The following is a 12,652-nucleotide window of genomic DNA, read 5'->3' as shown; positions in this document are numbered from 1 at the left end:
GAAAATTACAAACCATATAAACAATGCAAGAGGTATACTCAGGATCCCCCAGATGAGATGGAACCAGCGAAACTCTCTCTTTTTCAAAAAGAGAAACCATAGGTGACAAAATACGACCACTGACAGAAGAAAAAGCCAATTGTTCCACAGCAGGGGCGTAAAGGCCAAGTCAAAGGGACTCAAACTAAAATGCAGCAAGACAAAGATAAACAACAAGAGATAGAGCGCTAGCCAAATAACTTTAGAAAACTTCCAGCGCTTCGCTTTTTCTTCCCTTGTATCTTCCAAATTTAGCTCACTCATTTCCAACCAACTCCACAATCTTCTGGAAAGTCTTGCCATTTCGGATAGTCAGTTGCTTGTAGAAACTAGACTTGAGCAGTTTCTTATGGTAGTTGGACTTGAGATAGTCCGCTTGATCAGCATTGCTATAAAAGAAAGCCGTCTGTCCAAAATGCAGCTGCTCCTTGTCATTCGCCCAACTGCCTGCCAGTTCTTGAACACTCTCCCTATCTGTCTCTGGCAGATAAAAGAGAACATCGCGCCGAAAGGCTGTTTCATCCTGCCACCAAGCAGGAAGATTGGCTATTTCTTTTTGAAGCATAGCAGAGCTGACAAGGACGAAAGGCAGAGGAAAATCATAAGACCGACTGAAATAAGCAGTCAAGCTCTCCCGAATCCTTTCCTCCTGCTCCTCGCTATCAAAGAAAAGATTGCCGCTATTAATGTAGGAAACCGGATTTTCAAAACCCAACCCAGCCAAATCTTTCTTCAAATCAGCCATGACGACCTTGTTTTTCCCGCCGACATTAATGCCGCGGAGTAAAAGTGCATAACGCATGTAGTGCTCCTTAAAAATATATCTATTATTTTCAGACTAACTGTTCGAGTTTCTCATGTAAATCATCCGTTTTTCTTTCACGGCTTTTCCTAGGTCAATGACCTTTTCCTCGCCGTCAAAAACAAAACCCATTTTTTCATAAAAGGCGATAGCACGTTTGTTATCTTCTAACACCCATAATAAAATCTTTTGATAACTATCCAAGGCAGCAAATGCAGCCTGCATGAGCTGATGTCCTACACCCTTGCCATAATAATCTTTTAAGACATACAGGGCAATAATTTCACCCGCTATCGTAGCTGAATCTCGAAAATCACCGTAGCTAACAAAGCCAACCACTTTAGCATCATCCAAAGCGATCAAGGTATTTTCAGGATACTTTTGACTATAAAATCGGCACTTATCCAAGGTTATCTGCTCTTGAAATTCCGCAGGCAAAATCTCATCATAAGCTTCTCGCCATGTCTGCCAATGAACTCTGGATTTACTTTCTATCTCCTCAGCTGTTTCCATTGTTTTGATAGTGATGACCATTTATTTTTCTCCTTGAATAAATCTATCTCAATTATTTCGCCTGAAAACCATTGCTATCTAATTTTCCATTTTCTCCCCGAACAACTACATAAACATTTTTGGGTAAGGTAGTAAAATCAATATAGTCACTTAAACTCGCACCTTCAGGAACCTCGCCTTCCAGAAAGAGATACAGATTCAATTGAGCTCCATACTTTTCTGATAATCGGATCATATCCTTTCTCAATTTCTTTATGTCCTCTGCTGACGCTTCATACTTCTCTGTCTTGGGATTATACTTTAGTTCTTTTTTAATTTGAACCAAATCACGATAAAACCCTTTTTGGTTGTCAGTTACATCGTAATCTAAATCTGTTCTCAGCTCCTTAAATTTCATTGGCTTTAGAACAGACTCTTTATCAAAATATAAGGTATTCAACATAGGATGGGAATTTGTATCTAAGACAGAAGAAAAGGTAAGATCTGTTAATATGGAAGATGGCTCATCATCACTATTAGAGTAATAGTAATAAGTTCTTTCTTCTAACTCATCTGTTAAAATTTTGTCCGCCTCTTCAGTCAATTGAACTTTTACTTCATATTGATAAGAAAAATGACCGACCCACGTTGGAATCTCTATTTTCTTAACCTTCAATCCTAAATTATCTTCAAAAGCTGTGTTCACAACATATTCAATATGCTGCTTTTCCTCTTTCGTAACAAGTTTTGTCGGCAAAAATGCCCAAAGCAATTGAACTATCGGCATCATGCCTATGACAAAAATTGGAATAAAGAAAATAAATATTAGTTTAATTAGATTCCTTTTCACTTCAATTCCCCCACTTAAACTTCTCTAACTTATTTTTCACATAGTGACTCATTGACTAGAGATGTAATTAAGAGCTTAGTTTGCAACTTTGGCACTAACCATATTTTTTAATCCATCGCCTTTATTTCCAGAATCATATCGCGAATCTGTGCGGCCAGTTCGAAGTCCAGAAGTCCGGCAGCTTCTTGCATTTGACCTTCTAGTTTCTTGATCATATCCTTGCGCTCCTGCTTGTTGAGGCTTTCGATTTCGACTGTTTCTTCCTTGTCTGGCAGGGCAGCCTTGGTCACACTGATTAGGTCGCGGATTTCTTTCTTGATAGTCTGCGGTACAATGCCATGCTCTTCATTATATGCCATCTGGATTGTCCGACGGCGGGCAGTTTCATCGATAGCGCGCTGCATGGACTGGGTCATAGTATCCGCATACATAATCACATGCCCCTCGCTATTGCGGGCTGCCCGTCCAATAGTCTGGATCAGGCCACGTTCGTTGCGGAGGAAACCTTCCTTATCCGCATCAAGAATGGCTACCAGACTAACCTCAGGCACGTCAATTCCCTCGCGCAAAAGGTTAATCCCAACCAGAACGTCAAAGACACCTAAGCGCAGGTCTCGGATAATCTCAGTCCGCTCCAAGGTCTTGATATCTGAGTGCATGTACTTGACCTTGACACCCATTTCCTTGAAGTAGTCCGTCAAATCTTCCGCCATCTTCTTGGTCAGGGTTGTGATAAAGGTTCGCTCATTCTTTTCAACACGGGCATTGATTTCACCCAAAAGGTCATCAATCTGCCCCATAGTTGGGCGGACTTCCACTTCTGGATCCAGAAGCCCTGTCGGTCGGATAATCTGCTCAATAACAGTGTCCGTCTGTTCATTTTCATAGTCACCCGGCGTAGCCGATACATAGACAATCTGGTGAACATGGCTTTCAAATTCTTCTCGGCGCAGCGGACGGTTGTCCAAGGCAGACGGCAAGCGGAAACCATAATTAACCAGCATCTCCTTACGAGAGCGGTCGCCATTGTACATACCCCGAATCTGTCCCATGGTCATGTGACTCTCATCAATCATAATCAAGAAATCATCAGGGAAAAAGTCCAGAAGGGTATAAGGAGGCTCTCCTTCGCTTCGACCATCCATATGGCGAGAATAGTTTTCAACACCATTTGTATAGCCCATTTCACGCAGCATTTCGATATCGTACTCCGTACGCTGCTTCAAGCGCTGGGCTTCCAGAAGCTTGCCTTCCTTCTCAAAGATAGCTAGCTGCTCCTCCAGCTCCGCCTGAATCTTGGCAATGGCTACTTCCATGTGGTCTTCATTGGTGACGAAGTGAGTAGCTGGGAAAATAGCCAAATGGTCCACCTCACCCAAGACTCGTCCTGTCAAGGCTTCGACCTCACGAATCTGGTCAATCTCATCTCCGAAAAACTCCACCCGAAAGGCATGCTCATCCCGAGAAGCAGGGAAAATCTCCACTACATCACCACGAACCCGGAATTTCCCCCGCTGAAAGTCAATGTCATTGCGCTCAAACTGGATATCAACCAAGTCATTGAGCAACTTATCACGGGAAATTTCAAGGCCTGGACGCAGACTTACCACGCTGTCGGAGTATTCCTTAGGCGATCCCAGACCGTAGATACAAGAGACCGAAGCCACGACAATCACATCGTTGCGCTCCAAGAGAGCTGATGTCGCTGAGTGACGGAGCTTATCAATCTCGTCATTGACCGAACTATCCTTTTCGATATAAGTATCACTGGAAGGCACATAGGCCTCAGGCTGGTAGTAATCATAGTAGGAAACGAAGTATTCCACAGCGTTATTGGGGAAGAATTCCTTGAACTCACCATAAAGCTGGCCGGCTAGCGTTTTATTATGGGCGATCACTAGAGTCGGCTTGTTGACCCGAGCGATAACCTGACTCATGGTATAGGTCTTACCAGTACCCGTCGCTCCCATGAGAATCTGGGCTTTCTCGCCTCCCTCAATATTATCCACCAGCTGTTCAATAGCTTGAGGCTGGTCACCTGAAGGCTCATACTTAGACACCAATTCAAATTTATTATCTGTAATTCTGTTAATCATCTTTTATTCCTTAAATTGTGCTTCTATCATTTTACCATATTTGCCTCATTTTCTCTGCCTTTGGCTCTGATTTAGTAGCTACATCTCTAAGAACGGCTAGTCTTGCATTCTGATCATTCATTAGCATCAAAAATCGCCCAGCTAAGCTGAGCGATGTCTTTATTTCTTAAAGATCAGTGCTTGAGGCAGGCGATTTTCTTTCTTGAGTGACCAGTAAAGATAGGCAATGCAGCCAATCAGGACGATACTGGCAAAAATAGATCCTTCAGCACCGAAAGCTCCTCCTGAAAGCCAATCAATAGAAGTCTGAGACGTGTAATTAAAGACAGAGGCATTAGCTCCTTGCCCGCTAACCTGGATGCCGTAGACATTTCCTTGGACGAAATTCCAAGCGCCATGCATACCAGCCAAGACCCACATATTATCATACTTGATCATGAGTAGGCAGGCAAAAATCCCATCCAAGATAATAGTAACAATGGAAAGAACAGTCACACCAGCATTGAGCAGGTGCATCGCCCCAAATAGAGTGCTGGAAACCAAGACACCGACAAGGATATTTGATTTGGCACTAACCGCTGGAAAGAGCCAACCACGCGTCACTAGCTCCTCTGTCCCACCTTGCAGAATCCAAAAAGGTATCAGGGAAAGAATAAAAAGAACTGGCTCTAAACTAAGCTCTGCTAATTCCAGTCTACCAGATCCGGTCAGCAAGAGCAGGGCAACGATAAGCGAAAACTGTATCGAACCAATCAGAAATCCTTTACCCAGTTCTTTCAGCCATCCTTCCTTAAAGAAGCCCAGACTGGAGAAAGGTCTCTTTTCTCGAAACTTGACCCACAGAAAAACAAGTAAGGCCATAAAGAAAAAACTACCCAGCTGAAAAAAGATACCATAATGCCCGAACACTTCCATAACTGTTGCTCGGTCAGCTGTCGGATTTACCATGGCAAGCACAGTTCCAATGACGATCCCAATCGGAATCATTCCAATGACTGCAAGGATTTCTCCTATCTGGATAAAGCCAATAGAGATCAGAATTGCTAACCAAATCGGCGGAATATAGCGCGACAGCTTCACATTATCTAACATGCGTGATTTAAACATAAATATGTTCCTTTCTTACATAATTAAAATAATTTGATATTAATTCCCTGGTCTAAATCATTTTTATTAATAAACATTGAAATATATATTGGATAAAAATGATAAATAGATAAGGCAATTATTTCATCTTTACTTTCATTTTGTAATTTTTTCTCCATTATTGTAAGCATAACTGCTAATATTTGTACAAAAAAATCGTTTTTTTCAATATCGGATAAAATATTATTAGTGATATAAGTTATGATAGATTGTGCTGGTACCAATGAAGGTTTCTTTTTGGGTTTACCTTTTCTCTGATCGATATTGTTATCATCTTTATTACTTGATTTATCTGGAAAATCAAAAAATTGTCTTTCCTCATCTTTCTCAAATACTATTTTTCCATCTTTCTTTTTCAGGCCAAAGTATTCTTGTAATCCTGAAATATCTCTTAAGGCATTATTTGCATCTTCTTTCAATACTGACAAATCTGATAGTATATCTATATTTAAAAAATCATATAAAATCTTTTGAAATCCTCTTGCTTTATAACTGTTATTTGCAAAAAATGTTGACCATTGAGCAACTCTATATGTTAATACAAAAATCGAAGCTAAACATGACTCATCTAACTTAACGTGATCCATTTTTTCAAAATTACTTTTTAAACTTAGTATTAAATCATTGTTAGAAAAGTTCGACAAAGACATAGATAATTGATCACAAATTTTTGTAATAGATTCATCCTTACCAGACGAATTATCAAATCGTCTGCAAACATATAAACCTGTTTCGGTTACATCAAGGTGTAGCTCATGAAGGCCATAATTATCAGGGAAAATGCGACAAAGATCAAAATAGCAAAAATTCCTTTTATCAGAACAAATGATTTTTGCTTTAACTACTTCAATAATAGCTCTCACATTAGAAACCTTTATATCTGTGATTCTTCTTATTTTTTGATTATCCAAAATATCAATAAAATCATTAGCATTTTTTACAGTATCTCTCGAAACATTAAGTTTTAATAAGCTTGGAGGATAGTTAATCACCACATCAAAAAAATTATCCGTCCATTGTGAACTCTCCTGAAATTTAGATGCCTTAACTAGTCTATTACTCCAAGCGTACTTATCATCTTCCCCTATAAACATTCCTGCAGATAATTGTTGAACTTTAGATATAGTAGATAACTCTTTATCTGGCTTATAAAGTAAAATTCCATAATTACTCTGATTAAAGAAGCTATCGTTCCCCACGCAATTAACTTTATCTTGTACAACGCTTTCGTCAATCATAACTTCATTGCTGTAACCCTCATCACTACTTTTAAATGGAAAAAAGAAAAATAATCCATTTCTATCTGTTGCTGTATCAATTTCTCTAAAAAGACTATTACTCTTAATTTCCCTATACTGTGGAGATGAGCCGTCTTTTTTCTCCTCCTTATGATTTACTTTCTCAGATCTTCCTATTAGCATAAGGATTTTTACTGGGGGGTTTAAAAAAATTTTTTCCATTTTTTGGCACAGTTTAAGACGTTTATCATGAATTTGCTTCTCTTCAAAATTTAAACAGACAGCCGTATTATATATTGTATTGGATTCTGCTAAAAGGTTTGGTTGCTGAGAGAGTTCATTAATAAAAAAACAGCCATCATTATTTGGAATATCAAGGTGGAAATATTTCCTTTCTTGATAATGTTTGGTAAATATCTCTACATGATTTGTAACCAAAAATACCGAAAGAAAGCCTATACCAAATTGACTAACAGGGGAGTAGTCTCTTATATATAGTCTACGAAAATCTTTACTGGTATAATAGCTTCTTCCGATACTTGTAAAAAATCTTTCGAGAAGGTATCTGCTCATACCTGTTCCTGTATCCCTTACAAAAAATCGCTTCTCATCTAAATGGATATTGATTCTTGCATATGGAATATTTCTATCCATCTTTCTTCTAACTTCAATTGCATCAATTGAATTTTGAATTAATTCACGAAGAAAAGCATGCTGATTATCAAGATAAATATTTTTTCCTGCTAACAGTGGGATAAGAGTTGGAGTGTAAGCTTCAAAATTATAACTTTCTAACTGATTGGATTCCTCATCTCTAACTATAGAAGTAATGTGATAAATTTTGAATCCAATATATGAAAAAACTTCTTCAAGTTGAGATAACAGAAGACTAAACTCAGTTGCAATTAATTTCATAACTTTGTGGGAGTCAGCATTTTCAACAATAATTTTTATATCTAAAGAACGCCGTTCAAGATCTGTGACAATCTCTAAATTCCCACCATTAAAGCTAATCCCATTCATATCAATATAGATATTAACTTTATTTTGAATATTATTTCTATAAAAATTCACATAATCATCGTTAATAGATATATACAAATCAGCTAAGAATGCCCCTAAAATAATAAATATTATTTCCTTAGAATTATCAGCTGAGATGAAATCAATATTTTGGTAATGTTCAATGATTCTTAACTCTGATGAGAGTAGCCATTTTAATATTTTATCACATTCATCTTTGTCACCTAGTAAAGAATTAAGTTTATCCTCCAAAAATTCTTCAATTACCTTATTTTTTAAATTTTTTCTTGCTAAAATAGCTATTAGTAGAGTCAAAAAAGAATTAGAATTTGATTGTAAGTATTCCACACATCTAGGTAATGGTATGATTACATTTTTTAAGATTTCCTCAAAAAAATCGAAATTATCTTTTTTGATTTTTTTTTTAATATTAAAAAAAGTTTCTTTTATTGATGTTTTCTCTATATTCCTCAAAAGATTTTCAAAATCTTGTTGATTTTTATCATCTGCTAAGGGGGGGTAGCAAAAAGATCTAGACAATTCAAATCCTTGGTTTTCTGTAGAAAATTCTTTATATTCAAAATCTACTTGCTTATTCTTATAATCGTATATAGTAATAACATTAAACTGTTTTTTATCTGCTCCTGCTGCTGTTGTCGAACCACAGCCTATTGCTGGAATAACACGTATAGGTTTACTTAAGTCAAAAGTTGTACTGATTAATCTATCAATAGTTTGATGTTTATGACCATGTAAAATTAATTTTACATTAAAATCTGAAAGAAACTTTAAAAAAGTTTCTTCATTTCGAATAGCACTATTATCATGATAATCCAATGTTCGTTCTTCGTATTGAGAGAAATGATGATGAGTTAATGCAACAATAGAATATTTTTCTAAATTTTTAACATTCTTTAAAAAATTTCGTACATATGTTATTTGTTCAAACGAAATAGCTCCAAAATCATTTTCCGAAAAATACTCGTGCTTTATTTCTTTGCTAGGCTTCTGAAAACTCCAATAAAAGTTAACAGAGTTAAATCCAATAATAATAGTATTTTTATTCTCATCCAAAACAATTCTAACAATATGTTTATTACTATCAGGTTCAGGATATAGTCTATCAAACATTCCTTTATAAAGCATCCTCAAAAATTCTCTATATTTTTGAAAATGAACATCTGGTTTTGAATAAGCTTCTCCACTCTCTATGTTAGGTCTATTTAATTCATGATTTCCAGGGATTACAATCAAATCTTCAATGGAAAGATTATTATTCCCTTTACTGTTGACATTTTCAATAAGATTCTCAAAAAAACATACTGCCATATTAAAAGTATTAAGATAATTAGAGATACCTTGTCTTTCTTCAAAAACTTTACAATCAAAAATATCACCTGTAACAGTAATTTTATCTATTTTAGAATTTAAACTTTCTTTATCTAAGGCGTCAATAATAGAGTGAAGCAAGGTTTCCAAATTTCTTTTTAATATATCCAAGCATCTCTGTTCACCTAGTTCTTTTCCAATATGTAAATCCGATAATTGTAAAATATTCATCCCCATAAAGCTATTCTCCACGATAATATTTGTACCATTATATCATAAAAACAAGATGAAATCCTCCAAAACAAATAATTATCTATGTTATATTTTCTTACATAACTCTTGCCTTTCTTAAATTTTTCTGATATAATCAAAAAATATTCAACTAAAGGAGAGAAAATATGAAGAAAAAGATCATAGCTTTTCTGCTAGCGTTATTCCCTATCTTTGCACTAGGGACAACCACTCACGCAGATACCATCAAAATCGTATCTGACACGGCTTATGCCCCATTTGAATTTAAAGATGTAGACCAGACATATAAAGGAATTGATGTAGATATTATCAATAAAGTTGCTGAAATCAAAGGCTGGGCATATGAAATGTCCTTCCCTGGCTTTGACGCTGCTGTCAATGCCGTTCAAGCAGGACAGGCCGATGCCATTATGGCAGGTATGACCAAGACTGCTGAACGCGAAAAAGTCTTTACCATGTCTGATACATATTATGACACAAAAGTTGTCATCGCAACGACCAAGGCTAATACAGTAAAATCTTACGATCAACTTAAAGGAAAGACTGTCGGAGTTAAAAACGGTACAGCCGCACAACGTTTCCTTGAAAAAATCAAGGACAAATACGGCTTTACTATCAAAACGTTTGATACAGGCGACCTTATGTATAACAGCCTAACAGCTGGAGCCGTTGATGCAGCTATGGATGACCAACCTGTTATTGAGTACGCAATCAGCCAAGGACAAGATTTGAAAATCTCAATGAAAGGTGAGGCCGTTGGTAGCTTCGCATTTGGTGTCAAAAAAGGCAGCAAATACGAATATCTGGTGACGGAGTTTAACGAAGCCTTGGCGCAGATGAAAAAAGATGGCACCTTGAAGGACATCATCACTAAGTGGACTGCCGCTTCTGGCACTTCAACCAACTCAGCAGTACCAGAGACGACAACCAAGTCTGGACAAAAAGCCACCCCAGTCAAAGCTAAATATACGATTGCCAGCGACTCATCCTTTGCTCCTTTCGTTTTCCAAAATGATAGCAACCAATATACTGGTATTGACATGGACTTGATCAAAGCCATTGCCGAAGACCAAGGTTTTACACTGGAAATCTCTAACCCTGGTTTTGACGCTGCCATCAATGCTGTTCAATCTGGTCAAGCTGACGGGATGATTGCGGGGATGTCTGTGACAGAGGCCCGCAAAGAAACCTTTAATTTCTCTGAACCATACTACACTGCTAACTCTATCCTTGCGGTGACAGAATCGAGCACTATTAGCTCCTATGAAGACTTGAAAGGAAAGACCGTCGGAGTCAAGAACGGTACGGCCTCTCAAACCTTCCTCGTCGAAAATCAAAGCAAATACGGCTACAAAATCAAAACTTTTTCAGACGGTTCTTCTATGTATGATAGTCTGAACTCTGGCTCTGTCGCTGCTATTATGGACGATGAGCCCGTTGTCAAATATGCCATCAATCAAGGCAAGAAAATGAAAACGCCAATCGAAGGAACCCCTAGTGGTGAAGTTGCTTTTGCAGTAAAAGCAGGCACCAACCCTGAACTCATCGAGATGTTCAATAACGGTCTGGCTAATCTAAAAGCGAATGGTAAATATCAAGAAATTCTTGATAAATATCTTTCAGCTGAGAAGGATAATTCCACAACCGTTGATGAAACAACTATCTGGGGACTTCTCCAAAACAACTACAAACAGCTGTTAAGCGGACTTGGAATTACCATTGCTTTAGCACTGATCTCCTTTGCGATTGCCATGGTGATCGGGATTATCTTTGGGATGTTCAGCGTCAGCCCAATCAAAGCGCTTCGCATCATTTCAGAAATTTTTGTTGACGTTATTCGTGGTATTCCACTTATGATTCTGGCTGCCTTCATCTTCTGGGGAATTCCAAACCTCATTGAATCTATGACTGGTCAGCAAAGTCCGATTAACGACTTCGTTGCAGGAACAATTGCTCTGTCACTCAATGCTGGTGCATATATCGCTGAGATTGTTCGCGGAGGGATTCAAGCCGTTCCGGTCGGACAGATGGAAGCTAGCCGAAGTCTGGGGATCTCGTATGGAAAGACCATGCGCAAGATTATCCTGCCTCAAGCAACCAAGATCATGCTACCAAACTTTGTCAACCAGTTCGTCATCGCTCTCAAGGATACAACTATCGTATCAGCTATCGGACTTGTTGAGCTCTTCCAAACAGGTAAAATCATCATCGCCCGTAACTATCAGAGCTTCAAGATGTATGCTATCCTAGCAGTGCTTTACTTGGTCATCATCACACTCTTAACAAGATTGGCTAAACGCTTAGAAAAGAGGATTCACTAATGGCTAAATTAAAAATTGATGTTAATGATTTACATAAATACTATGGGGAAAATGAAGTCCTAAAAGGGATTAGTGCTAAGTTTTATGAAGGAGATGTTGTTTGTATCATTGGTCCTTCTGGATCAGGTAAATCAACTTTCCTACGCAGCCTGAACCTGCTTGAAGAAGTAACCAGTGGGACCATTACTGTCAACGGCTATGATTTGACAGACAAGGCTACCAATGTGGACCATGTTCGTGAAGATATCGGAATGGTCTTCCAGCACTTCAACCTCTTCCCACACATGACTGTCCTGCAAAATATCACCTTCGCTCCTGTTGAGCACAAGCGAATGAGCCAAGCTGATGCAGACAAGCTTGGTATGGAGCTCTTGGAAAAGGTTGGGCTGGCAGACAAGGCTGATGCCAAACCAGACAGCCTGTCAGGAGGTCAAAAACAACGGGTGGCCATCGCTCGAGGATTAGCTATGAACCCAGACATCATGCTCTTTGACGAGCCGACTTCTGCTCTCGACCCTGAAATGGTTGGTGACGTTCTCAACGTTATGAAGGATCTGGCTCAGCAGGGCATGACCATGCTGATCGTGACTCACGAAATGGGCTTTGCTCGTCAGGTTGCTAATCGCGTCATCTTCACTGCTGACGGCGAATTCCTAGAAGACGGCAAACCAGACCAAATCTTCGATAACCCTCAGCATCCACGTCTCAAGGACTTCTTGGACAAGGTGCTCAACGTATAAATATGACGAATCCTGAAAGTAATCTTTCAGGATTTTTATTGACTTATGCTGGCCTTTTTGCTAGACTAAGGGTAGAATGATTTCGGAGGTACACGGAGACATGAAAAATTAAGTCTATTTTTTAAAGGAAACTTTATTTAGTAGATTTTGTCATGTTTCTGCATATCCGCGGGACTTTCGTTTTTTTGTGCTTTCAAGCATCTATGCCTTATCTTTAGACTAATCCTGACACTCCTATGACAGGGCAAGATGAAAGCCTAGAAACGAATGATCCTACTTGGACACTCCAGTGTCTTCTTTGTGCAATCTAAACAGCTCTGCTAA

Annotated in this window: 8 protein-coding genes; 2 read left to right on the top strand and 6 right to left on the bottom strand. The window is 38.4% G+C overall.

The window, feature by feature from the left end:
- Window positions 1–295 precede the first annotated feature (295 nt).
- The 6 genes from D8790_RS04490 to D8790_RS04465 form a co-directional block, all read right to left on the bottom strand.
- Complete coding sequence (locus D8790_RS04490; protein ID WP_125387723.1) at window positions 296–841, bottom strand: DUF1697 domain-containing protein; 546 nt, start codon at window positions 839–841, stop codon at window positions 296–298.
- Window positions 842–877: 36 nt separating this feature from the next.
- On the bottom strand, window positions 878–1,375 hold the full coding sequence (locus D8790_RS04485) for a GNAT family N-acetyltransferase (RefSeq protein WP_125387722.1): 498 nt from the start codon (window positions 1,373–1,375) through the stop codon (window positions 878–880).
- 31 nt (window positions 1,376–1,406) lie between these two features.
- Window positions 1,407–2,183 carry a hypothetical protein gene (locus tag D8790_RS04480; protein WP_125387721.1) on the bottom strand — a complete coding sequence of 259 codons (777 nt, stop codon included), beginning with the start codon at window positions 2,181–2,183 and terminating at the stop codon, window positions 1,407–1,409.
- A gap of 107 nt (window positions 2,184–2,290) precedes the next feature.
- A complete protein-coding gene (uvrB, locus tag D8790_RS04475; protein WP_125387720.1) occupies window positions 2,291–4,279 on the bottom strand; it encodes an excinuclease ABC subunit UvrB in 1,989 nt (662 codons plus the stop codon).
- 159 nt (window positions 4,280–4,438) lie between these two features.
- Complete coding sequence (locus D8790_RS04470) at window positions 4,439–5,386, bottom strand: CPBP family intramembrane glutamic endopeptidase (protein WP_125387719.1); 948 nt, start codon at window positions 5,384–5,386, stop codon at window positions 4,439–4,441.
- A 23-nt stretch (window positions 5,387–5,409) separates the two neighbouring features.
- Complete coding sequence (locus tag D8790_RS04465) at window positions 5,410–9,252, bottom strand: metallophosphoesterase family protein (protein ID WP_125387718.1); 3,843 nt, start codon at window positions 9,250–9,252, stop codon at window positions 5,410–5,412.
- 161 nt (window positions 9,253–9,413) lie between these two features.
- Here D8790_RS04465 and D8790_RS04460 point away from each other — a divergent pair, with 161 nt between their 5' ends.
- Together D8790_RS04460 and D8790_RS04455 are read left to right on the top strand one after the other, a co-directional pair.
- Window positions 9,414–11,588, top strand: coding sequence for an ABC transporter substrate-binding protein/permease (locus D8790_RS04460; protein ID WP_125387717.1), 2,175 nt, complete (start codon window positions 9,414–9,416; stop codon window positions 11,586–11,588).
- Window positions 11,588–12,328 carry an amino acid ABC transporter ATP-binding protein gene (locus D8790_RS04455; protein ID WP_005590533.1) on the top strand — a complete coding sequence of 247 codons (741 nt, stop codon included), beginning with the start codon at window positions 11,588–11,590 and terminating at the stop codon, window positions 12,326–12,328. Before D8790_RS04460 ends, D8790_RS04455 begins: the two co-directional genes overlap by 1 nt.
- The last annotated feature ends 324 nt before the right edge of the window (window positions 12,329–12,652 follow it).

Origin of the sequence: Streptococcus cristatus (assembly GCF_003943535.1) — a bacterium.
GTDB lineage: Bacteria > Bacillota > Bacilli > Lactobacillales > Streptococcaceae > Streptococcus > Streptococcus cristatus_L.
Note: the sequence above shows the minus strand (reverse complement) of the source record. Positions and strands in the feature narration are given on the sequence as shown.